At 50.5% G+C, this 20451-nt stretch carries 31 protein-coding genes and 2 other RNA genes; all 33 read left to right on the top strand.

Annotated elements, in window-relative coordinates; genetic code table 11:
- The first annotated feature begins 98 nt into the window (after positions 1–98).
- The 33 genes from FB479_RS29105 to FB479_RS28950 all read left to right on the top strand — a co-directional run bounded on the left by FB479_RS29105 (position 99) and on the right by FB479_RS28950 (position 20451).
- Positions 99–278, top strand: coding sequence for a hypothetical protein (locus FB479_RS29105; protein ID WP_106656319.1), 180 nt, complete (start codon positions 99–101; stop codon positions 276–278).
- Positions 275–508, top strand: coding sequence for a hypothetical protein (locus FB479_RS29100; protein WP_092266360.1), 234 nt, complete (start codon positions 275–277; stop codon positions 506–508). The genes FB479_RS29105 and FB479_RS29100 overlap by 4 nt, the downstream gene beginning before the upstream one ends.
- A gap of 9 nt (positions 509–517) precedes the next feature.
- Positions 518–964 carry a hypothetical protein gene (locus FB479_RS29095; RefSeq protein WP_126435337.1) on the top strand — a complete coding sequence of 149 codons (447 nt, stop codon included), beginning with the start codon at positions 518–520 and terminating at the stop codon, positions 962–964.
- Positions 870–1769, top strand: a complete 900-nt coding sequence (locus FB479_RS29090; protein ID WP_092266359.1) for an ATP-binding protein — start codon at positions 870–872, stop codon at positions 1767–1769. The genes FB479_RS29095 and FB479_RS29090 overlap by 95 nt, the downstream gene beginning before the upstream one ends.
- A 199-nt stretch (positions 1770–1968) precedes the next feature.
- Entirely contained in the window at positions 1969–2148 is a 180-nt protein-coding gene (locus FB479_RS29085) for a hypothetical protein (protein ID WP_106656320.1), read from the top strand.
- Positions 2123–2278 carry a hypothetical protein gene (locus FB479_RS30680; protein WP_170206672.1) on the top strand — a complete coding sequence of 52 codons (156 nt, stop codon included), beginning with the start codon at positions 2123–2125 and terminating at the stop codon, positions 2276–2278. The genes FB479_RS29085 and FB479_RS30680 overlap by 26 nt, the downstream gene beginning before the upstream one ends.
- Before the next feature lie 106 nt (positions 2279–2384).
- Positions 2385–2457: hammerhead ribozyme type II (locus FB479_RS29080), an RNA gene on the top strand.
- A gap of 22 nt (positions 2458–2479) precedes the next feature.
- Positions 2480–2971 carry a host-nuclease inhibitor Gam family protein gene (locus FB479_RS29075; protein WP_164724425.1) on the top strand — a complete coding sequence of 164 codons (492 nt, stop codon included), beginning with the start codon at positions 2480–2482 and terminating at the stop codon, positions 2969–2971.
- A gap of 217 nt (positions 2972–3188) precedes the next feature.
- Positions 3189–3259, top strand: an RNA gene (locus FB479_RS29070) — hammerhead ribozyme type II.
- 144 nt (positions 3260–3403) lie between these two features.
- Positions 3404–3859, top strand: a complete 456-nt coding sequence (locus FB479_RS29065) for a hypothetical protein (RefSeq protein WP_106656322.1) — start codon at positions 3404–3406, stop codon at positions 3857–3859.
- Positions 3856–4272 (top strand): regulatory protein GemA, encoded by a 417-nt coding sequence (locus FB479_RS29060; protein WP_106656323.1) that lies wholly within the window; start codon positions 3856–3858, stop codon positions 4270–4272. The genes FB479_RS29065 and FB479_RS29060 overlap by 4 nt, the downstream gene beginning before the upstream one ends.
- Positions 4269–4607, top strand: coding sequence for a Mor transcription activator family protein (locus FB479_RS29055; protein ID WP_232030231.1), 339 nt, complete (start codon positions 4269–4271; stop codon positions 4605–4607). The genes FB479_RS29060 and FB479_RS29055 overlap by 4 nt, the downstream gene beginning before the upstream one ends.
- A 118-nt stretch (positions 4608–4725) precedes the next feature.
- Positions 4726–5046, top strand: coding sequence for a hypothetical protein (locus FB479_RS29050; RefSeq protein WP_106656324.1), 321 nt, complete (start codon positions 4726–4728; stop codon positions 5044–5046).
- Positions 5039–5341 (top strand): hypothetical protein, encoded by a 303-nt coding sequence (locus tag FB479_RS29045; protein WP_092266353.1) that lies wholly within the window; start codon positions 5039–5041, stop codon positions 5339–5341. The genes FB479_RS29050 and FB479_RS29045 overlap by 8 nt, the downstream gene beginning before the upstream one ends.
- Positions 5341–5883 carry a phage protein Gp27 family protein gene (locus tag FB479_RS29040; RefSeq protein WP_106656325.1) on the top strand — a complete coding sequence of 181 codons (543 nt, stop codon included), beginning with the start codon at positions 5341–5343 and terminating at the stop codon, positions 5881–5883. Before FB479_RS29045 ends, FB479_RS29040 begins: the two co-directional genes overlap by 1 nt.
- Positions 5870–7507, top strand: a complete 1638-nt coding sequence (locus FB479_RS29035) for a phage terminase large subunit family protein (protein WP_106656326.1) — start codon at positions 5870–5872, stop codon at positions 7505–7507. The genes FB479_RS29040 and FB479_RS29035 overlap by 14 nt, the downstream gene beginning before the upstream one ends.
- Entirely contained in the window at positions 7507–9018 is a 1512-nt protein-coding gene (locus tag FB479_RS29030; protein WP_106656327.1) for a DUF935 domain-containing protein, read from the top strand. The genes FB479_RS29035 and FB479_RS29030 overlap by 1 nt, the downstream gene beginning before the upstream one ends.
- Positions 9011–9700 carry a phage head morphogenesis protein gene (locus tag FB479_RS29025; RefSeq protein WP_164724424.1) on the top strand — a complete coding sequence of 230 codons (690 nt, stop codon included), beginning with the start codon at positions 9011–9013 and terminating at the stop codon, positions 9698–9700. Before FB479_RS29030 ends, FB479_RS29025 begins: the two co-directional genes overlap by 8 nt.
- A gap of 92 nt (positions 9701–9792) precedes the next feature.
- On the top strand, positions 9793–10815 hold the full coding sequence (locus FB479_RS29020) for a phage protease (protein ID WP_164724423.1): 1023 nt from the start codon (positions 9793–9795) through the stop codon (positions 10813–10815).
- Complete coding sequence (locus FB479_RS29015) at positions 10815–11216, top strand: hypothetical protein (protein WP_106656330.1); 402 nt, start codon at positions 10815–10817, stop codon at positions 11214–11216. Before FB479_RS29020 ends, FB479_RS29015 begins: the two co-directional genes overlap by 1 nt.
- Before the next feature lie 13 nt (positions 11217–11229).
- Positions 11230–12123, top strand: a complete 894-nt coding sequence (locus FB479_RS29010) for a Mu-like prophage major head subunit gpT family protein (protein ID WP_106656331.1) — start codon at positions 11230–11232, stop codon at positions 12121–12123.
- Positions 12123–12479, top strand: a complete 357-nt coding sequence (locus tag FB479_RS29005; protein ID WP_106656332.1) for an HI1506-related protein — start codon at positions 12123–12125, stop codon at positions 12477–12479. Before FB479_RS29010 ends, FB479_RS29005 begins: the two co-directional genes overlap by 1 nt.
- Positions 12480–12492: 13 nt before the next feature.
- Positions 12493–12936, top strand: coding sequence for a gp436 family protein (locus FB479_RS29000; protein WP_106656333.1), 444 nt, complete (start codon positions 12493–12495; stop codon positions 12934–12936).
- Position 12937: 1 nt separating this feature from the next.
- The gene (locus tag FB479_RS28995; RefSeq protein ID WP_106656334.1) at positions 12938–13444 is read left to right on the top strand and encodes a phage virion morphogenesis protein; all 507 of its coding nucleotides are present in this window, start codon (positions 12938–12940) and stop codon (positions 13442–13444) included.
- Complete coding sequence (locus tag FB479_RS28990) at positions 13441–13938, top strand: hypothetical protein (RefSeq protein WP_106656335.1); 498 nt, start codon at positions 13441–13443, stop codon at positions 13936–13938. Before FB479_RS28995 ends, FB479_RS28990 begins: the two co-directional genes overlap by 4 nt.
- Entirely contained in the window at positions 13916–14140 is a 225-nt protein-coding gene (locus FB479_RS28985; protein WP_106656336.1) for a hypothetical protein, read from the top strand. The genes FB479_RS28990 and FB479_RS28985 overlap by 23 nt, the downstream gene beginning before the upstream one ends.
- Positions 14137–15552, top strand: a complete 1416-nt coding sequence (locus tag FB479_RS28980; protein WP_106656337.1) for a DUF2586 family protein — start codon at positions 14137–14139, stop codon at positions 15550–15552. Before FB479_RS28985 ends, FB479_RS28980 begins: the two co-directional genes overlap by 4 nt.
- Positions 15552–15986 carry a hypothetical protein gene (locus tag FB479_RS28975; protein ID WP_106656338.1) on the top strand — a complete coding sequence of 145 codons (435 nt, stop codon included), beginning with the start codon at positions 15552–15554 and terminating at the stop codon, positions 15984–15986. Before FB479_RS28980 ends, FB479_RS28975 begins: the two co-directional genes overlap by 1 nt.
- Before the next feature lie 38 nt (positions 15987–16024).
- On the top strand, positions 16025–16354 hold the full coding sequence (locus FB479_RS28970) for a DUF6848 family protein (RefSeq protein ID WP_106656339.1): 330 nt from the start codon (positions 16025–16027) through the stop codon (positions 16352–16354).
- Between the two features lie 219 nt (positions 16355–16573).
- Positions 16574–18880, top strand: a complete 2307-nt coding sequence (locus tag FB479_RS28965; protein WP_106656340.1) for a phage tail tape measure protein — start codon at positions 16574–16576, stop codon at positions 18878–18880.
- Positions 18881–18893: 13 nt separating this feature from the next.
- Positions 18894–19415: a hypothetical protein gene (locus FB479_RS28960; protein WP_092266336.1), complete on the top strand. Its 522-nt coding sequence runs from the start codon at positions 18894–18896 to the stop codon at positions 19413–19415.
- Positions 19415–20155, top strand: a complete 741-nt coding sequence (locus FB479_RS28955) for a hypothetical protein (RefSeq protein ID WP_106656341.1) — start codon at positions 19415–19417, stop codon at positions 20153–20155. The genes FB479_RS28960 and FB479_RS28955 overlap by 1 nt, the downstream gene beginning before the upstream one ends.
- On the top strand, positions 20152–20451 hold the full coding sequence (locus FB479_RS28950) for a hypothetical protein (protein ID WP_106656342.1): 300 nt from the start codon (positions 20152–20154) through the stop codon (positions 20449–20451). The genes FB479_RS28955 and FB479_RS28950 overlap by 4 nt, the downstream gene beginning before the upstream one ends.

Here is a 20451-nt window from a genome sequence, read left to right as displayed (position 1 = left end):
ACCCGATCCATTCACTTTTCAGGGACCAGTATATCACGGCTGATGTTCCGATGGAAAGGGTGTTTCCTTCGACAACAAATTTTATGGAGGGATCGCCAATGTTCGTTTGGAAAGGCAAGTTTGTATCTTTCGAGGGTCAGCAATGGATTATCAATGAGATTCTTGGCAATGACGTTACACTGATTCGATATGTTGAGCGGATGCCACTTGAACGTCAGGTCAGCCTTACTCAACTGGATGGCGGCGGATCGTGGGCAAGAAGAGGGCTGGTTGGATGACTTTGGAAAAAGCGACTCTTGACCGATTTATCGCCAGCGTGTTCCAGCAGCTAGATGACGACGGCCTGATCCAACGAGCTGATGAGGATTTTGTCCTCACCGAAAAAGGCAAGGCCCGTATACAAAAGCAAATTGACAAGATGACTCCAGGGCGCTTGCTCATGTTGGAAATGTACTTTGCTGAAAGGTTTGGTGTCCCCCTCTCCTACGACATTACACGAAAGGACTGAATCATCCGAATGGATGCACAAAAGGAAAGTGTGTTCCGGGTTTGCCGACACGCTCTGACCGATGAACAGCAACATCTTGCTGATGTGCTGCTCAAGAGGTATAGCGAAAGCGATCTCCAAAAACTAGCTGCATACTTTGCTTGCATCGCAAAGACTCGCAAGGCCGAGAAGCTTGCTTTAAACGTCGTTTTAACACAGCTTAAATACTTCATGGATTACCCGCCTGAACTGGTTATCCAGGCGGCGGTGATCCACTCAAGCAAGTACCCGGACAGGAAAGAGAACTACACGCAAGGCATCCTGAGAAACCTTGCACAGCAGGAAGGATTCAAGAAAAAGAACTATGGGCAGGTGATCGTTGATGGAGGGCCTGCAAGGGTTTCTGGATCAACTGAAGGCCAGCATCGCGGGAAATATGCCGACCACTACGTCACAGGAAGCGAGCTGCCCATTTAATAAGTGCGACGGCAGCATGTGGAAGGTTGTACAGCTCCCAGGCAAAGGTAGCTCTGAAGTGCGCTGCGAGTGTTACGATTTCAAGCTTTTTCAACTGAGCATATCTGACAAATGCCCGCATCGTGAATGCGATGGCAGCGGTTGGACGCTCTTTCTGGATGAAGAAAATGGCGTCTGCCGCCGCAAAGAATGTAAATGTCTCATTCAGGAAAATGAACAAAGACGCCTGGACAAGCTCTTCAAAATTGCACGAATACCAGCGAAGTACCTGGACAAACGTCTTGAGAATTACGAGGCCGCGCCTGGATCAGAGCAGCATACAGCTTGGCGCATGGCAAAACGATACGTTGAGCGGTTCCAGGAACTCCGTTCCGAAGAGAAAAACGGACTCTTTATGTTTGGTAATCCAGGAACGGGCAAAAGCCATCTGAGCTATGCCATTCTTCAGGAAATGATGAGGCAAGGAGTCGCTGGCATCTGTGCGACGGTTCCCGATCTCATGGAGTCCCTACGGCCCGGTGGTGATGAGTCTCAGGATACAAAGAAGATGCTAGAAGCCCTCAAGACAATGGACCTTCTCATCCTGGACGATCTAGGAGCCTGCAAGTCCACGCCTTGGGTAACGGAACGGGTGTACATCATCCTGAACGCTCGCGCCTCTAATAACCTCCCGACCATCATCACAAGCAACGAGGACCTGGACACGCTGGAATCTCTTCCTGGATGGGATCGGATTGTGAGCCGAATCCTGGGCATGACGCATGTGGTTCCTGTTCATGGCGATGATTACAGGAAAAAGAAATGAAACGTGACATCAAGGTTCTGAGCGAGTATTTCCGTGAGAGGGATTCCCTTCCTGCTCCACTGGAAAGGGATGCAATACCGGGTGTCTGCGTTTGCGGTCATCGGGGGCCATTCAAACTACGGTTCAAAGCTCATGTGTTGTACAGGCATTGCCCCACTTGCAATGATGCGGTGGACATGGATAAAAGGAGCTGAAAAGCATGGAATACGATTATCTGCCTGACATCATCGAAAGAACTTGCAACGCAGATCACTACGCAAACAACTACAACAGCAAAATCAAAGGGTTTCGTGGTGCATTCACCATCGAAGATATGATCTTCTTCCATTCAAAATTAGAAGGAGCTGTACAGGATGAGCCAGAAGCGCAGGCCGGGTAAACCGCCCGTCATTATCCCTCGTAAAATATCCGATTGGATCAAGCAGAACACGACTAACACTGCTGTGAATAACTACAAGGTTGGCGGAGGGCTTACCCCTTGGAATGCACAAAGCCAACGCTTGAATTGAGGGAGGAAGTAGAAATGTCTGGTAAAGACCCAAAAGATATGACGCTTGAGGAACTTTGGGAACTTATTGACAAGGAAGGTATCCAAATTCACTCTCCTGATTGAACTGTCGAAACGCTCCCGGCCCTCCGGGGGTGTCAGTGGGAAATGGCCTACCCACTCTGATGATGACAGGCCAAAAACTACACAAAGGATGATGAGATTGGCAAAAAAGAAAGCAGCTCCCGTTTTCCAAAGCTGGGAAGAAGTCAACCAAGCGATGCGGGAAATAAGTGTGCTTGACGCCCAGGTTTCCTCCGCTGAAGCGAAAATGAATCAGCTTATCAACGACATTAAGGCCGATACTGAAGCCGTGGTCACTCCGCTGCTCCAGCGAAAGGCGGAGCTTGAACAGCATATCCAGGTTTTTACCGAGTCCTGCATTGATGAGTTTAAGGACAGCAAGACGAAATCCCTGACGTTTGGAGAAGTCGGCTTCCGAAAAACCACAAGCATTGTCACCCGAAACGTCAAGGCGATCCTGGAGGCACTGAAGCAGAACAAAATGTTTGATTGCATCGTCACCAAAGAGTCTATCGACAAAGATGAGTTGGCGAAGTACGACGATGCGGCCCTCGCAAAAGTCGGCGCAAAGCGCGATACGAAAGACAAATTCTTTTATAAACCAGCAGTTGAAAGGATTGAGGCCCAATGACAACCACACCGCGCAGCCAAAGAGGTAACGATCCTCAAAAGAGATTGAAGTCCATTCCCCAGCCTACTGAAGAAGTATCCCTGAACATCATGCGGAACATCGAAGGGAAGGACGTCGAGAGGGTGCTGACCGCAGCCAATGCGTTTGTAGGGTCCTTCGATCCGGCAGAACGATACGAGCTGACGCTGATCGTCAGGAAAATGGAGCCAGCAATACAAGCCGAAACACCCTGATTCGTCAGGGTGTCGCGAGGGGATGACCTTCCTCGCCTGATGATGGCAGGTCAGGGATATACGCTGAAGGTGCTGGATACGAGCAGGAGCTTTACTACCCCTTCCTCCTGCTCCCTAGCATCTTCAGGGTATATCCCTATTTCAAAAGGCTTTTAAACTCCGTTTAAAAATCTGTGAAACCATACATAGGGGGATGAGGATGACAACCAAACGGAAAAAGAGACGGAAGAAAACGGATCGCATGACGCCCGCACAAATGCGGGAAATGCTTGGTATCCGTAAAGAACCAAAGCCTCGTGTCAATCGGAAGAAATACGCCCAAGAAATTGACCAAAGATGGCGAAAAAACCGAATGAATGCCTTTGAGTTTGAACACTACTTTGGGGTTATGATTACCTACTTCCTGGGTAGAATCTCAGCCAGGGCCGAGTCAAAGCCTGATTTACTGGAAAGTCACCGAATTACAGACGAAGAAATGGGGATTTTACAGTTGATCGAACGAGCTTTGAACCTGCATGAGCTGCGCGATCAAATTAAAAACGGGTTGCATGAATACAACATCATGAACGGTGATCCGATTGACCATGACCCGTTTGACGTCTTGGAGCGAAAAATTGAAAAGGTAACGGCTGGACTGGAGGGTGTCTCCGTATGATTGAACGCAAGCAGCTCGCCGTCCTCCACATTGCAAAAAAGGACTTGAGCCTTGATGACGATGTGTACAGGCAAATCCTTCAGCAAGAAGCCGGAGTCTCCAGCAGCCGTGATCTCTCCCTTGACGGCTTCCGAAAAGTAATGAAACGGCTGGAACAGCTTGGCTACAAAGGCAGCGCGAAGCCCAAACAGAGCAGGAGCAAAACGAAAGACCCGAACGCAATTGTCGGGCCGTGGCAAGCTCAAAAAATCCGGCAGCTATTTGCGGAGCTGGGCTGGCATGAAACTGAAAGGCAGCAAGGGTTTACCAAAAAGATGATCGGCAAGCCCTGGGCGCAGACACGATCCGAGGCAAACAAGATCATTGAGGCGCTAAAAGCGATGAGCAAACGCCAGGAGGTGCAAAGAAAATGAGTCTCGCCCAGGAAAAAGAAGAAATCAGGCTCGATGACTGGATGCAGGAAGTTACACTGAAGGAATTATCCTCTACGGCTCTTGAAATTGCTGAAATCATCGGGATTGAAGCGACACTGAAGCTAATCAAGAAATTTGGTGGCGACATGCTCTATCTCCCCAAAGAGGAAACCATTTTCCGATCCATCCGAGACAAGCGAATCAAAGCCGAATACAACGGGGCCAATTACAAAGAACTTGCACAAAAGTACAACATCACGGTATCATGGGTCCGTGAAATCCTAGCGGATACTCCCCACCCGGATCAAATGAATATCTTTGATATTGCGGAATAGACAAGTGTTTCTATCAATTAAGTTTCTCAAGAGCATTTTTGGAATGTGAATATCTACCAATGATAACCTCAATCTACAAGGATTGAGGTTTTTTATTTTGCCCGAAAGGAGGTTCCGAATGAAATTTTCGTATGACTTGCTCATTCCGTTTCTCTCGATTGCCGTTGCTCTCATCTACATCTTGATTGGCGTCATTGGTTTTTTTGCGAGAGACGCATACAACCGAATGAAGGAAGAGCAAACCAAGCAATCCACGGACATCAAGAGCCTGGAAGAAAAGTTTGTCAAGACCAAAGAGGACATTTCCAAGGAGTATGTCCGCAAAGACGAGTTTTTCCGGGAGATCAACAAGATAGATCAAAAGATTGATAGAATCGGCGAACACATCACCGAGATTCACAAAATAGTTTCAGCAATGGGAGGAAACCACCGTGCTTAATGACGATGCAAAAGAAATGCGCGGCTGGGTATTGCGGATCACCGAGAGAGCTTACCCTGATCCACTGTCCGTCGATCTCGTCCGCCAGCACCTTCAGGAGTTAAATTACGCACCATCTGAGCGAGAAGTAAAAGCCCATCTCGCTTATCTTTCTGAAAAGCAGCTCGTCGTAACTGAAACCATCGGCAGCAGCTCAATTGCAAGAAATACCGTCAGACTCACCGCCAAAGGTAAAGACCTGCTGGAAGGCAACATTCCGCCTGATGCCGGGATCAACTTAGGAGCCAGATTTTAATGGCTGAAGATCGCAACCGAAGCCATTCCAAAGTCACCAAGCTACCTGCCAATCTACAAAAAGCGATCAACGACGCTATTGTAAACGGCAGGCTCACATACAAGCAGATTCATGAAATGGTTGTCTCTGCTGGTCATGACATTAGCGAAGCGAGTCTCCAACGGTATGGTAAGAAATTTCTTGCAAAACTAGAAGCGATCAGCATTGCAAGAGACCAAGCAAAGGCAATCATCGAAAGCAGCAACGGGCCAAACACTGATATGGCAGAAGCTACCTCGACGGTGGCCTTTCAGATTCTCATGGAGATGCTGGTCAACAGTCCGAAGAAGCCAGGGAAAGCAACGCTTGACGCAATCAAGGCACTGGCTACGCTTGAGCGCTCCACCATCGCCCGCGAAAAGCTAAAGTTTACAGCGGAAAAAGCTGTGAAGGAAGCTGCGGACCGGATCAAGGCGGAGCTGCGCGAAACCATCACGAATGATCCAGACCTTTTGGACAAGCTCATCCTGATTGTGGAGTCGAATGCCAATGTCCCTGCTTAAAGACCTTGTTCCCAAACGCGAAGATCAGGCGATCTCGTTTATCGAGTATTGCCGAAAGCATCTGACTCTTGACGATGGCAGGCCCTATGATCCTATCGGCAGAGGCTTCATGAAAGAAATCGTGGACAATTATCACACCCACCCGCACATGACTGTAGAGAAAGGCGCTCAGACGGGTTTCTCTACTCTAGCAATCGCCCACACGCTTTACATGGTAGACGTCCTGGGCAAAAACATCATCTACTATCTACCAACTGATGCAATGGCAAATATGTTCGGCCCAACCCGGTTTGATCCGTATGTCCAGCGCAGCGAATATCTCAGCAGCCGCATACGTGGGACCGACCAAAAGAGCCTGAAGCAAATCGGGACCCACTTCTTTTATATCCGTGGTCTTGTCAGTAAAACGGGGGCAATCTCCATTCCTGCCGACGAGATCATCTTTGACGAAGTGGCGCTCATCAACCCGGAAAATATGGAGCTGGCGCAAGACCGTATTTCCGCGCCTGGATCACTTGGCTGGCAGAAATACTTCTCCGTTGCCTTGTTTGAATCAGATGGGATCGACGAACTATTTGACGCTTCAGATAAGCGGCAATGGATAGTCACCTGCTACGGTTGCAGACGAGAGGCCACGCTTGAGAGTGACTTCCCTGACAACATCGTGAAAAAGAATGGAGACGTTTTTCTTGTCTGTCCAAAATGCGGTCATAAGCTAGACGTCACCAACGCTCGTTGGGTCGCTGAACATCCAGACCGGGACAGTCGCCTTGGCTACCGTGTACCGCAGCTCATCATTCCAGACACAAAGCTTTCCCTGATCTATGAAAGATGGGAAAAAGCAAAGGATCGCCCATCGAAACGGGCGACCTTCAGGCGAAGCGTCCTTGCTCTTCCTGACTCCGGCAACATGCAGCCGATCTCGCCTGCTGTCCTGCAACGTCTGGAAGAGCTGTCCGACTACTACTTCCACGATCATAGCGATGTTGTGACGGGCGTCGGGATCGACATGGGCGACAAAGCCCACGTTGCGATTGCCCAGCCCTATGGGTCAGAAGGAATGCTCCCTATCGCATTCTTTGAGGTAGAGGTTGAAGAACTGTCCGAGCTGGTCAAACACATCGAAGAAGCGTTCAACCCTGGCGCGTTGGTCATTGACGCTATGCCGTACAAAACCGAATCGAAGAAGATCGTCCGGCAGCTTACAAAATGTCGGGGGTACATTCAGTATTTCAAAGGCACGGAGCTGAAGGAAGGTGAAGAAGGCGAAGGCGAAAAGGCCGTCAACAAGGTCACTGTAGATCGGGACGAATCCCTTGACGAAACGACAGACCTATTTGCTGCCAACCCGCCGCTTGCTCTTCTCCCCAAACCGCGCAATCCGAAGGAAGAAGTCACCATCAACACCGTCAAGCTGCATCTGAAAAAGCTGGTCAAAGAAACATCCGGCAGCGGTGAGGACGCGACCATTCACTACAAGAAGAATGTCGCCAACCACTTTGGTATGGCGATCAACTCAGCCCGTATCGCCTTGCAACTGGCCCTGGGCCAAAGCAGGATGACGGGGCCTGCCGAATACACGCCAGTGGTCAGATCGAGGTTTAGGAAGAAAGGAGCGTACTAATGGCACAAACACCTGAAATGAATCGAATAGCCGTTGTGTCGGTGCGTGATCGTTTTTACTCCTATCCGACATCCGGCCTTACTCCTGAGAAACTGGCCCGGATTCTGAGACAGGCCGATGAGGGCGACATCGCTCTGCAAATGGAAGCCTTCGCAGAGATGGAAGAAAAAGACCTGAAGCTTGGTTCCCTTCTCCAGACAAGGAAAAACGCCGTGCTGGGACTCAACTGGGAGGTGATGCCTGCCGACGAATCCGAGGAAGCAAAGCGCCGGGCCGAGCTGGTTAAGAAAGCGATGGAGTTTGAAGGGCTGGAAGATACCCTGCTTGATCTCTTGGACGCGATTGGCAAAGGCTTCTCCGTCTGCGAAATCGAGTGGAATTATGACCAAGGGATGGTGCTTCCCAAAAGAATCCCGTGGGTGGACACAAGGCGCTTTACCTTCGACCTGGAAGGCAACATGCGCCTGATAACAGACGAGAACCCAACGGGCATGCTGCTTCCGACCAACAAATTCATGATTCATCGCTACAAGGCAAGAAGCGGATCAATGGTCAGAGCTGGGATCATCCGCTCCTGCGCCTGGATGTACATGTTCAAAAACTATTCCATTAAGGACTGGATGACGTTCCTGGAGGTCTTTGGAATGCCGATCCGGGTCGGGAAGTATGAACCTGGAACGCCCGATCATGATAGAGCGGTTCTGGAAAGGGCCGTTCAAGCTATCGGATCAGATGCAGCAGCCGTGATCTCCAAAAACACGATGATTGAGTTTATCCAGACGGCGCAAAAGTCTGCTGATCCTTTCAAGGACATGGTTGCTCTTGCCAACTCCGAAATGGCCCAAGCTGTATTGGGGCAAACCCTTTCAAGTGACGTCGGATCATCCGGCAGCCGAGCCTTGGGTCAAACGCATGGCGAGGTACGTCAAGACCTGCTGGAAGCAGATTGCAAGGGATTGGCTGAAACCTTCAGGCGTTATCTATTCAAGCCGCTGATCTTCTTCAACTTTGGGGATTCCCATTTACTGCCCTGGCTGAAATTCCACTATGAACCGCCAGAGGACATGTTGGCAGCGGCTGATCTTTACAAGAAGGTACAAGACATGGGCGTGGCGCTCCCGGCCAACCACGTTTACGAGAAGTTTGGAATCCCGCAGCCAAAAGATGGCGAGGCCGTTCTGACAGCGCCAAAGCAAAACCCAGTGACTACTCTCTCATTCTCCGAAAGGGATTCTATCAAACCGCCAAGGACGAACCCGGCCCAGGCAAATGTGGATCGGTTTGTCCAGGATGCCGTACAAGCTGCTGGCGATCCCGTTGGACAGATGATAGAAACCATCAAACAAGTAATTGCAAAAAGTAGTAGTTTCCAAGAAGCCAAGCAGCAGCTTGAAGAGCTGATTGAAAAGATGGAGTTTGATCCTCTTCAGGAGACGCTTCAGCAATCTATCTTCGCTGCCTCCCTGTTTGGTCGCAAGGCTGTATTGGATGAGGTGGACCAGGATGGCTGACTTTGAAAAAATCACGCTGCTACCGATGGATGAAGCCATAGACTACTGGCGGCTGCGTGTTCCGATGTCGCCGGACGAATACAAAGCGCTGGCAGCAGAGAGCAAAGCAAAAGCCTTCTCTTCCGCTCTAGCAACTTCAGCGCACATGGTCGCCCAAGTCTATCAAGCCATCGAGGATGCCCTATCAGATGGGGACACGTTTGAAGAGTTTCAGGACAAGACCAAGGACCTTTTTGAAAAAGCTGGTTATGAGGTCAAGCCCTATCAAGTTGAGACTCTTTTTTTAACGGTTGTTCAATCGAGCTACAACGCTGGTAGATGGAAGCAGCTCACCGATCCTGACATCCTCGAAGAGTTTCCCTACTGGGAATATGACGCCGTGGGAGATAAACGAACCCGGCCTTCTCACATGGCAATGGACGGCCTTGTCTATCCTGCCAATCATCCGTTCTGGGCCTCCTGGTTTCCGCCGAATGGCTTTCGCTGTCGGTGCAGCGTCCGCGCAAGGTCGGCTTCATCCGTTAAGAGAAACGGCCTAACGGTCCAAAAGGATGCGCCAAAGCTGCTGCCGGACGAGGGATTCAATCACTCGCCTGCTGCGGTTTGGAAACCGAGTTTTGATAGTCTACCAAAGCCTCTAGCAGATCGAGCTGAAAGAAGGCTCCTAGAAGGCCCAAATTAACAGTTTAGGGAGGTGAGGGTAAAAATATACCTGCGATAGTCTATTAAACGCTTTTAAAGCAATTTAAACGGGTTTTAAACGGGGGTGTGCATGTGGCAAAGAGGTCAAAACTTCCTCTACGAAAAATTGCCCTCACGGAAATTCATTCCTTGAATGAGGTTCCGAGTGAAGTCCAACTGCTCCCTCGCGGATGGACAAACACCAAAAAAGGCAAGTTTTTGGTAGATGAAGAGTCTATCAGATTGATCCTGAGAGACTTCCAGGCAAAGGCGAATGATGCGGTGATAGATTACGAACACCAAACCCTAACGGGTCAACAAGCGCCTGCTGCTGGATGGATTATGGAGCTGGTAGATAAGGGAGACGCCGGATTATGGGGACGAGTTGAATGGACGGATCGGGCCAAGGAGTACCTTGCCAACCGCGAATATCGTTACCTCTCCCCTGTGATCCATGTCAGGGAAGATGGCAAGGTCATTGGCTTCATCAATGCCGGATTGACCAACTTTCCTGCTATCGACGGGATGGTTCCCGTCTCATTCAAAGATCAAGAAACGGAGGAAGAACAACCAATGAACGAATTTTTGAAAAAGCTCGCTGCTGCTCTTGGCCTTCCTGAGACAGCGACGGAAGAAGAAGTGCTTGCTGCCATTCAAGAGCTGGCAAAAAACAAGGGTGCGAAGCCGGAAGCACAATACGAGGCGTTCAAGTCCACAATCGCCCAGGCATTGGGTATGGGAACAAATGCCAGTGACGTAGATATTCGCGCAACGGTTCTCTCCCTGAAGGCATCCAGTGACAATAATTCCGTTGTCAAGGAGCTTCAGGAACGACTTGATAAACGGGATCGCGAGGAAGTGATCCAACTGGCGCTGACACAAGGCAAGATTACTCCGGCGCAGAAGGATTGGGCGGAAAATTATGCCAAAGTTGACCTGGAAGGATTCCGTAAATTCGTAGAGACAGCGCCGCAGCTCGTTCCTATGGGTAGTGGCGGCACAACCTACGCGCTGAAGAATCCGGGTGTTGGCGGGTTGGATGACAGCCAGGCCAACGTCAACAACCTCCTGGGCATTGATGCTGAAACTTATAAGAAATACGGAGGCGATCAGTAATGTTGACCCAAGACCGTAACACCAAACAAATGGCAACAGCCGACAGGCTGATCCTCCCGATTGCAGCAAACACCGTGATCTATCAAGGCGGGTTGGTTGCGATCAATGCTGCTGGCGAGGCTGTACCTGCTGCTGCAACGGCTGGCCTGAAAGTCGCCGGACGTGCTGAAGCACATGTTGACAACCGATACAGCGGGGCTGGAGAAAACAGCATCGCCGTTGGGCGCGGGATCTTCCTCTACAAAAACAGTACGGCAAACCCTGTTACCGCAGCACAATTGCTGGAAGATTGTTTCATTGAGGATGACGAAACGGTTCGCGTCTCTACGGCAGGCACAAACATTCGCGCAGGAAAGGTAATCTCCCTGGACGCTAAAGGCGTTTGGGTAGAGATTCGATAGGAGGTCGACCTAATTGATTATCAACGCAACCAATTTAAGAAGCATTTACACAGGCTTTAAAGTCATTTTCAATCAGGCTCTGCAAAACGCCAAGCCTATGTGGACAAAGATCGCTACGCTAGTGCCTTCCACGGCCCGTGATGAGGAATACAAATGGCTGGGCAAATTCCCGCGCATGCGTGAATGGATCGGTTCCCGTGTTCTGGACAATCTTGCGACGCATGGCTACACCATCAAAAACAAAAGCTTTGAGGCAACCATCGCGGTAGACCGCGATGACATCGAGGACGATCAGATCGGCGTCTACACTCCGATGATCGAAGGCTTGGCGCAAAGTGCTGCTAATCACCCGGACGAGCTGGTTTTCACTCTCCTGGCGAGAGGGTTCGCCGAGAAGTGCTATGACGGGCAATACTTCTTCGATGAGGAACACCAAGACGGAGACGGCCCGGTTCAGTCCAACAAAGGCACGAAAAAGCTGACCAGTGCTTCATACAGCTCGGCTTACGCTCAGATGATGAGCTTGAAAGATGAGCATGGAAACCCATTGAACGTAACGCCTACCGTCCTGGTTGTTCCGCCGCAGCTCCGCGAAATGGGTCTCAAAATCTTGCAAGCTGAGAACAACGAAAACGGCGAAACCAACGTGAACAGAAACAGCGCAGAGCTGCTCGTCGCTCCTTGGTTGGCTTCCGATCCGAACGCTTGGTTCCTCCTGGATACCTCTAAACCAGTGAAGCCGATCATCTTCCAGGAACGTAAAAAACCTCATTTTGACGCGCTGGATCAGCCGACAGATGAGAACGTCTTTATGAAAAAACAGTATGTTTACGGCGTCGATTCGCGGGATAACGCTGGCTATGGCCTCTGGCAGTTGGCCTACGGCTCTACCGGGGTGGATGCCTAATGAGTCAGGGAATCGCCATTACCAGTAAAGCTAATGGCTTCCGCCGGGCGGGGATAAAACACCCTGCCCAGCGGGTAGTCTATCCAGCGGATCGGTTCACCGAATTGCAGCTCAAGCTTCTGAAGGAAGAACCTATGCTCATTGTGGAAGAGGACGTCCCCCTTCCTGAAGATGAGCATGACGAGGACGACGACAAGGGCAAAGGCCAGCGCGGTGGAAACCGCCGTAAAAAGGAACAAGGTCAGGGGCAAGGTGAAAATCCTGCCCAGGCTGGCGAGCCGGACGACGATCCGACAAAAGCCAATGATCCAGCCCAGGAAAATCCACAGCAAGACCCTAACCAACAGCCGGAATAAGGAGGGCTGACACATGTACGCTGTAGCCTCTGACGTAGAAAGCAAGCTTTCACCCGACATCCTGATGAGACTGACGGATGACGATGGGACTGGAGAAATCAACTGGGATATTGTCACCAAGATGATCCAGGAGGCCAGCGCGGAAGTGGACGCCTTTCTTGCGATGCGATACACCTTGCCCTTATCCCCCGTGCCGCCGATCCTCTCCAAGCTGACCTTGGACATTACGCTTTACAACCTGTTTTCTCGCAGGGGCATTGATGAGAGCAGCGCGGACGGTGTGATCGTCACCAGGTACAACAATGCAGTTCGCATGCTGGAGAAGATTGCAGCCGGATCAATGGAGATTATCCCGCCAACCAGTGACACGGGCGGCGAGGCTCCTTCTTCCTCTCATTCCATGAGCTATCAAACGGCTCCCCGGATATTCTCACGGGAACAGATGAAAGGCTACTGACATGAGCAGCACAGAGTTTGGGGACTGGAAAAAGGCAATGTCCCTGCTGAACCACATGGGCGAGGCCAACATGCTCCGAATCAACAAGAAGATTGGTTCAGCTATGGTGGACAGCACGAGGGACAGATTCAAAACGGGGACCGCGCCGGATGGAACACCTTGGCCCAAATCGAAACGGGCCGAACGCGAAGGCGGAAAGACGCTCGTCAGAAAAGCGCGTTTGCGAAACTCAATCACCTTTCGGGCTACTCCGAGGCAGGTAGAATGGGGAACCAACGTCCCGTATGCAAAGACTCATAACAACGGCGAAGAGATCAGGGAACATGTCGTCAGGGCGAAAAACAAGCGCTCTCTTCGCTTCTTTGTAAACGGGCAGGTCATCTTCCGTAAAAAAGTCACCATCCCAAAGATCGAGATGCCAAAGCGCCAGTTTATCGGGCTTTCTGATGATGACGAGCAAGAGATCAAAGAAATAATCATTCGTGAGATTGGAGGGGGCTTTGTATGATCCAGGCCGTCCAAAATGGTCTGAAATCCGCCTTGCTGCAAACCGGGATCGCTGAAAAGCTGATTTATACCTCTGTTGCAGATGAAAAGGCGTATCAACATACACCCTCTGCCTTCATCCTGATGGAACCGGGAGAGATCAAAACGGATCGGCAGCGTGTAGCGATCCGCCCAGGTCGATTTATCTGGCAGCTCTATACGCTGACCATCCCCTTTAGTGTCCTGATAACGGACAAAGACCTTCCGAAAGCCGAAAGCAAGGCGCTCGCCTTTCTGACAAAGCTTCCAAGAAGGCTGCTTGATGGGGATTACGCGATTGCGCTACAGCCTGGGGCCATCAAGACGCTTGAGGATACAAGCATCATGTCTCAGGCAGTTGGGTTTGAAGTCATTGTCACCGCTAAAGGCGGGGTCTACTCCGAGCAGAAGGCCGCGCAAATGAAAGTCATAATCGAAGGAGTTGAATTTGACCTTGGAAACAACGAAACAAACTGACCAGCAAGAGCAAGCGCCTGTCGTCCCCGATGGAATGGAATCCATTGAGAGTTTGTTTGTACGTTTGGACGTTCCCACATGGCAAGCAAAAGCGCTCATGGTCCATGAAGGCTGGAGCCAGGGCAAGGCTATGACTGAAAAGCAGTTTAAGGCAGCTCTCAAAAAATTCCTGGGTGCGCCAATCGGAGGTGAAAAATCATGAGTATTCCTGACATTAACGTAAACCTGGAAGATGGCGGGCTTGGGGTTGTTCCCCCTAATTCAACAGGGTTGCATGTGAAAATTGGTGTCGCCGCAGCAGGCCCGGAAGGTGAAATCATTGCCATTTCTGGCCCGTCCAGTGCCAAACAATTCGGAAAAGGGCCGCTGGTTCGCGCTCTCTCAGATGCGTTTGCAGAAGGGACAAGCAACATGTATGCGGTTCGGGCCACTGCTGACATTGATGGCACAGTGAGCGCCGTTGAAAAAACGGGAACGGGAACGGGATCGGTAAGTGTTTCGGGAAAGCCGACGGATGAGATTCAAGTGGAGCTGCAAATTGTAACCTCTGGCGGTCTCAATCAAGCAACTTTTACACTGACCATCGACGGGCAAGCGCCGACAGCTCCGATCACGGTCCCGATCACAGGCAGCTATGAGCTGCCGGATTCCGGCCTAACCATTACCTTTACGCCTGCTGGCGACACACCAGAAAACAGCTTTAAAGCAAATGATAAATACACTTTCTCTGCAACTGCTCCGCAAATGTCCACGACAAGCCTGGTCAATGCGCTTGATTTCGTTCTTGAAAGTGAGTACCCATACGAGTTTATTCACATCGTTGGGCCTAGCACTCCGGCTGTCTGGACGCTATTTGATTCCAAGCTTGCCGCTGTACAAGAAGATGGCAAATTCGTTTTCGGTATCTGTGAAACCAGGGACATCAACAAAGGTGAATCGATTGACCAGTACGTCAAAGCGATGCTTGACCAAGCCGCGAACTTTTCTTCAATCTTGGTATCCGTGGTTACTGCCGGGATCAGCAAAGCTGACTTTCTGAATGGGAAAGAAGATGAGCGGAACCCTGCCGGGATCATCGTGGGCCGGGTGGCTCAAATTCCTGTTCATCGAAGTGCAGGCCGTGTCCTGGATGGCGCTCTTTCTGCAACGGAGTTGCGCCCGGCTGGAATCAAAAAGGCCCACATCATTGCTCTGGACAATGCCCGATATACCACGGTACGCCGATATGACGGAATCCAAGGTATCTACTGCACCAACTTCCGCATGATGGCGCCAACCGGCTCTGATTATCTGTATGGGGAACGGACACGGGTCATGCTGAAGGCAGCTCGTTTGGTTCGCGCAGCAGCTCTCTTGCAAGAGCAAAACGAAATCCCATTCGATGATGCTACTGGGAACATCGACTTCACGCCAATGGAAAACCTCTTGACAGCGGCGCTCAACCCTATGCTGAACGCTGAAGAGATTACAAAGGCCCGTGTCGTCATCAAGCCAGAGCAAAACATCCTTGCTGGCGAACCCATGAAGGCTGTAATTCGGATCACGCCTCGCGGGGCATATCGGGACATGGAGCTTGAGATCGGGTTTGAAAACCCGTTTGGAGGTGCTAACTGATGGCGGTAAATGGACAAAAGTATGACTGGGAGAGCATTACAATTACACTCCCGCATGGCATCCTGATCGACGTTGAATCCATTGACTACAGCGATGAGCTGGAAAAGGAAGTCTTGTACGGGAAAGGCGCTTTACCTGTCGGAACTGGTAACGGAAACTACAAACCTGAAGCGAAGCTAAACATACGGCGTGAAGAATATAACAAGCTGCTGGAGTATGCAGCCAAAATGAAAAAGCCGTTGTATCGCCTGCCTGCCTTCCCGATCACGGTATCCTATGCGAATGACGATCAGCCGAAAGTTACCGACACTCTTCCAGCATGCCATGTGAATAAGACAAGCACAAACCCAAGCCAGGGCGACAAAGAGGTCAAAGTAGAATTGGGCCTCATCCTCTCCAAGCCGATCCTCTGGAACGGCAAATCGAATGTTTAAAAATCGTTTAAAAGCCATTTAAATCAGGAGGAAAAACCATGAAAGAAACCTTGAAATTTGCAAAACCTTCCGACGAGCAAGCCCAAGAACTGAAAAAGAAACATGGGGAACTCCATGAAATCTCTAACGACGATTACTATCTTCTTTTCAAAAAGCCAGAGCGGGACAATCTTTCTCGCTTCCTGAAAGAGTCGATGAAAGACACTTATCGCGGCTTGCGAAACCTCATTATGGACACGCTGGTTTTCCCGACGCGCGAAGAACTTGACAAGGAATTTGAGGTCCAGCCAGGTCTTGTCATCGGGATCGGGACAGAACTGCAAAAACTGGCGGGTACATCTGTTGATTTTTTCAGCAAGAAGTTGTAAAGGCCAAAGAGCTGGTCGAGGCTAACCCATTCTTAGCAATGGAGGCCCTGATTGCCGACACGCTCCATGTATCCCCGCTCGATCAGCAGCAGCTTTCCCATGAAGATTTTCTGATCCTTGCGGGGCAAGCCTCCTGGCTTATGGAGTTTAAAGCCAAAATGTCAAAGCCAAAGGGGTGATCGTATCGAGGGCATATTCAAACTTGGGTTTATCCTGGACTTGATTGATAAGATGTCCGGCCCTGCTGGTCGAATTGTTCAACAGATGCAACGAGTCCGGGAATCTGTTGCCCAAACAGGCCAAACCCTACGGACCATCGGGAATCAGGCTGCCGTTGCCGGAACAGCGTTTGCGGTACTGGCAGCGTCAGGAGTTGGCCTGATAGGTGGGTTGATACAGCCTGCGGTAGCAGTCCAAGATGCGTTAGCTCCCCTGGAGGTTGTGACCACATCCACTATGGGGAGCATGCAAAAATCGTTGGAAGCGTCAAAGAATGCCGCCATTGAATGGAGTATGGCCCATAAACAAGCAGTTGCTGAATTTTTGGACGCCAATACGACAATGGGATCGGCGGGCCTCAATGACATCCAGGCATTAGAGGGTACAAGACAAGCCCTAGCCCTTGCCACTGCAACCAAAGGAGACAACATCGAGGCGGCAAACCTTTTGGCGGTTGTTTACAACAACGTGGGTGATAAGACAAAAGATGTAACGGGTGAGATGACACGACTAGCCGATGTGATGGCTAAGTCTCAAGCTCTCTTCCAATACGCAAACTTAAACACCATGAATGAATCGCTAAAGTACGCAATCCCGTCCGCTTTGGGCGCGAAGCATGGGTTTGAAGAGCTGAATATCGTTTTAGGCCAGCTCAACAACGCAGGTCTGCAAGGATCAATGGCAGGTACAGCCTACTCAGCATTCATGAGGCAAATCCTGAAAGCATCGGGTGAACTGGGATTCGCCATCGCCAAAAATGCTGACGGCAGCTTCAACTTTATTGCTACCCTGGAACAAATTCAGAACAAGTACGGGGACCTCTCTAAGGCTTCGCCTCAAGTACAGATGGCCTTTCAAAAAGCGTTTGGAGATGAGGGGATTCGAGCGGTGCAGCTTCTTCTTCCTCAAATTGACAACATGAAGAAAGCTTTGCAGGACCTTGGGGATTCTGCTGGGGTCACAGCAGAGATGCAGGCCATTATGGAGCAGGCTCCTACAGCTCAGTGGCAAATCCTGCAAAACAATATCAAGGCCGTGCAATTACAGTTGGGGGATGCCCTACTCCCTGTACTGCAAAGTATGATCCCTCCCATACAAAGTGTGGTCCAATCGTTAAGCGGCTTTATGCAAGCCCATCCGATTCTAGCGCAAATTATCGGTCAATTTCTGCTGTGGGGAACCGTGATATTCGGCTTGCTGGCAGTGCTGGCCTTCTCTACTACTGCTGTGCTGTATATGGCTTCCTCCCTCATGCAGCTATGGCAAGGGCTAGTTTGGGCAGGTAAAGGAATCGGAACGCTCCGAACAAAATTGTGGGGCATGATAACGGCCCTGTATCAAAGCTCAGTTGCTGCGTTTCGCTTGGGAATGGTAGGACTCCGAATGTTAGCGCAGAGTGCCGTCACCCTAGCAGTGAGATTCTGGGCGCTGCTTCCGTCCATCTGGGCGACAACCGTTGCACTTCTCGCCAATCCTTTCACATGGATTGTCGTGGGAATCGTGGCCTTGATGGGGGCGCTGATATGGTTAGGCCAGAACTATGACATGGTTCGGGACAAGACTATCGAGCTTTGGAACACCATGACGACATGGTTCATGAACGGTTGGAATTGGGTCATGGGGATTCTTAATCAAGCGATTGCTTTCCTCCAACAATGGGGACCTACATTCTTGGCAATCTTCATGCCGATCATCGGCGTCCCGATGCTGATTGCTCAACACTGGGATCAGATTGTCGCCTACCTCTCCAACCTTTGGCAGACGTTCAAGAACAGCGGAGCTGGCTTGATTGAAGCCTTTGTCCAAGGGATTCAATCAGTCATCAACAAGCCTTATGAAGTCATGGAGCAAGCATTGACAAAACTTCGGCAGTTGCTCCCGTTCTCCGATGCGAAGGAAGGCCCTCTCTCCGAGCTGACAAGAAGCGGTCGGGCTGTTCCAGGAACCATCGCGGAAGGGATTGCCCAGGCCGGACGTGTTCTTCCACAGGCGCTGCAAAAAGCAATGGACCCGATGCTGCAAGGCATTCAACCCATTTCCATCCCGGTTGTTCCGGCGTTTGCTGGAGACGCAGGAATGGAGTCCGCCAGTGATTCGTTTGCTAGACGCTCAAGCAGCAGCATGTTTTCCGGCTTCTTTGGTCAAGATGCGACAACCGACGGAAGCAGCGGCGGATCAATCAGCCAAAGCAGCAGCTCCGTTGAGAGCAGACAGAACACGTACAATTTCAATCTGTACCAAAGCGGCAGCTCAGATCACAGCTTGCTTTCGGGCATTCGTCGCTACTTGGAAGCACACGAAGAATAGGAGTGCAGCCGTCATGATGATAAACGGACAGCTACTTCCCGCCATCGTTCAAAAAGTTGAAATTGATGGCGAAAGCGTAACGGATACCCTCGAAATTGAGGGCAAAAAAGACAAGATCAAAGACGCGACAGGATACCAAAACAAGACGATTCGCCTCTCGCTATTGATTATGGATGACGAACAAGGGACCTACCTGGACAAGATCGCAAAGATTGAAAAACTGGCGAAGCAGGGAAAGGTCCCCCCTGTTTATCCGATCAGCGATCCTCACCTCTTGGCCCGTGGGATCAGCAAGGTAAAGATCACCAATTTCAACACCAAAGAGTCCAGCGAGAAAAGCGATAATATCACGGCATCACTGGACATGATCGAATATATCCCGGTCCCTGTAAGCCTCATCAAGAAGAAAAAAGGCGAAACGAAGAAGAAGAAGTCCGATCCAATGCCGACGTTTGTCACGGTCCAAGACCCTCTGAAGAAATCGCCAGCCGTGGACGACGATACGCCGCACCGCCTGGGAGGTCTGAAAGAATAATGGCCTTAAACGTAGAGCTACACACCGATGACCTGGAACTGACTGGCGGCATCCTGAAGGTGGACATCTACCACGCTGCTGACTCTCCTGCCGATCTCGCCCGGCTCACGTTAGAAGATGAGCTGGCACAAGGAATGAGATTGCAAAAGGATCAGCGTGTCGAGGTATGGCTTGGAATTGAGGAAACGGAACGAGTATTCACGGGGCGGATCGCCTCCGTCGGAACGGAAATTCTCATCAAAGACTTTATGGTGGACATGCTGAAAACAAAAGTGACAAAGGCGCTGCGGGATGTTGACTTCCATGAATCAGCAGGTTTGCTCTTCCGTGAGTGCGGTCATTCAGAAGTTGTTCTCCCGGAAGATCCCAGCCCGATAAAGCCGAGCGTCATTTTTCACGGTTGGAGCGCTTATGACGAAGCCAGAAAACTAGCAAGAGCTTTTGGTTATTCGTTTCTTCCCTACTTCGATGCGGATGGCAAAGGACACTTTCATCCTGCCGATGACATTGACGAATGCCCGGCCTTTGAGCGAGGGAATAACATCGTCAATCTGCTGAAAACAGGAAACATGGTGGAAGTCAAAACGGTCTGCATGCCCAGCCTGTTCCATTCGATGGAGGTTATCATCGACCATCCGCAAGTGAAATCCGACGTCGTTCTCGTGAAGTCGATCCGGCATATCAGTGAAGGCGGGTCCCTCCGTACTATCTTCACTTTTGAGGATGTGACAGCCTCATGAGTGAAATGCAAGACGTGCGGATGCTACAGAGCTTCATTCTTCAGGTTCTCCGCAATGAACACCCAGACTGGTTTGCTCCTTTCAGGTATCCGATGTATGGCACGGTGATGAAGGCCGGAGGCGGGAAAGCTGACGTGCAAATTCTCACACAAGATGGTCAGCCAGATGAGGCAATTCCTGTACTGCTGGCAACCTACGATTCCAGGCGATTCCTTGACCTATTGAACGGCGATAAAGTATTAGTGGCCTTCCCATACGGCGATCCCACCGAAGCCAGAATCATTGAAAGGATGTGA

The sequence above is a fragment of the Brevibacillus sp. AG162 genome (genome assembly GCF_006715575.1).
Taxonomy (GTDB): domain Bacteria; phylum Bacillota; class Bacilli; order Brevibacillales; family Brevibacillaceae; genus Brevibacillus; species Brevibacillus brevis.
The sequence above is the reverse complement of the archived record's forward strand: the minus strand, read 5'-3'. Positions and strand labels throughout refer to the sequence as shown.

What these genes read in the sequence shown, in the direction of transcription:
- FB479_RS29090 (WP_092266359.1), top strand. Translation starts at nt 870, where the DNA reads ATGGAGGGCCTGCAAGGGTTTCTGGATCAACTGAAGGCCAGCATCGCG.
- FB479_RS28950 (WP_106656342.1), top strand. Translation starts at nt 20,152, where the DNA reads ATGAGTGAAATGCAAGACGTGCGGATGCTACAGAGCTTCATTCTTCAG.
- FB479_RS28990 (WP_106656335.1), top strand. Translation starts at nt 13,441, where the DNA reads ATGATCCAGGCCGTCCAAAATGGTCTGAAATCCGCCTTGCTGCAAACC.
- FB479_RS28960 (WP_092266336.1), top strand. Translation starts at nt 18,894, where the DNA reads ATGATGATAAACGGACAGCTACTTCCCGCCATCGTTCAAAAAGTTGAA.
- FB479_RS28955 (WP_106656341.1), top strand. Translation starts at nt 19,415, where the DNA reads ATGGCCTTAAACGTAGAGCTACACACCGATGACCTGGAACTGACTGGC.
- FB479_RS29030 (WP_106656327.1), top strand. Translation starts at nt 7,507, where the DNA reads ATGGCACAAACACCTGAAATGAATCGAATAGCCGTTGTGTCGGTGCGT.
- FB479_RS29025 (WP_164724424.1), top strand. Translation starts at nt 9,011, where the DNA reads ATGGCTGACTTTGAAAAAATCACGCTGCTACCGATGGATGAAGCCATA.
- FB479_RS29060 (WP_106656323.1), top strand. Translation starts at nt 3,856, where the DNA reads ATGATTGAACGCAAGCAGCTCGCCGTCCTCCACATTGCAAAAAAGGAC.
- FB479_RS29055 (WP_232030231.1), top strand. Translation starts at nt 4,269, where the DNA reads ATGAGTCTCGCCCAGGAAAAAGAAGAAATCAGGCTCGATGACTGGATG.
- FB479_RS29000 (WP_106656333.1), top strand. Translation starts at nt 12,493, where the DNA reads ATGTACGCTGTAGCCTCTGACGTAGAAAGCAAGCTTTCACCCGACATC.
- FB479_RS29015 (WP_106656330.1), top strand. Translation starts at nt 10,815, where the DNA reads ATGTTGACCCAAGACCGTAACACCAAACAAATGGCAACAGCCGACAGG.
- FB479_RS29105 (WP_106656319.1), top strand. Translation starts at nt 99, where the DNA reads ATGTTCGTTTGGAAAGGCAAGTTTGTATCTTTCGAGGGTCAGCAATGG.
- FB479_RS29005 (WP_106656332.1), top strand. Translation starts at nt 12,123, where the DNA reads ATGAGTCAGGGAATCGCCATTACCAGTAAAGCTAATGGCTTCCGCCGG.
- FB479_RS29035 (WP_106656326.1), top strand. Translation starts at nt 5,870, where the DNA reads ATGTCCCTGCTTAAAGACCTTGTTCCCAAACGCGAAGATCAGGCGATC.
- FB479_RS29065 (WP_106656322.1), top strand. Translation starts at nt 3,404, where the DNA reads ATGACAACCAAACGGAAAAAGAGACGGAAGAAAACGGATCGCATGACG.
- FB479_RS28980 (WP_106656337.1), top strand. Translation starts at nt 14,137, where the DNA reads ATGAGTATTCCTGACATTAACGTAAACCTGGAAGATGGCGGGCTTGGG.
- FB479_RS28975 (WP_106656338.1), top strand. Translation starts at nt 15,552, where the DNA reads ATGGCGGTAAATGGACAAAAGTATGACTGGGAGAGCATTACAATTACA.
- FB479_RS29095 (WP_126435337.1), top strand. Translation starts at nt 518, where the DNA reads ATGGATGCACAAAAGGAAAGTGTGTTCCGGGTTTGCCGACACGCTCTG.
- FB479_RS29100 (WP_092266360.1), top strand. Translation starts at nt 275, where the DNA reads ATGACTTTGGAAAAAGCGACTCTTGACCGATTTATCGCCAGCGTGTTC.
- FB479_RS29085 (WP_106656320.1), top strand. Translation starts at nt 1,969, where the DNA reads ATGGAATACGATTATCTGCCTGACATCATCGAAAGAACTTGCAACGCA.
- FB479_RS29040 (WP_106656325.1), top strand. Translation starts at nt 5,341, where the DNA reads ATGGCTGAAGATCGCAACCGAAGCCATTCCAAAGTCACCAAGCTACCT.
- FB479_RS30680 (WP_170206672.1), top strand. Translation starts at nt 2,123, where the DNA reads ATGAGCCAGAAGCGCAGGCCGGGTAAACCGCCCGTCATTATCCCTCGT.
- FB479_RS28995 (WP_106656334.1), top strand. Translation starts at nt 12,938, where the DNA reads ATGAGCAGCACAGAGTTTGGGGACTGGAAAAAGGCAATGTCCCTGCTG.
- FB479_RS29050 (WP_106656324.1), top strand. Translation starts at nt 4,726, where the DNA reads ATGAAATTTTCGTATGACTTGCTCATTCCGTTTCTCTCGATTGCCGTT.
- FB479_RS28970 (WP_106656339.1), top strand. Translation starts at nt 16,025, where the DNA reads ATGAAAGAAACCTTGAAATTTGCAAAACCTTCCGACGAGCAAGCCCAA.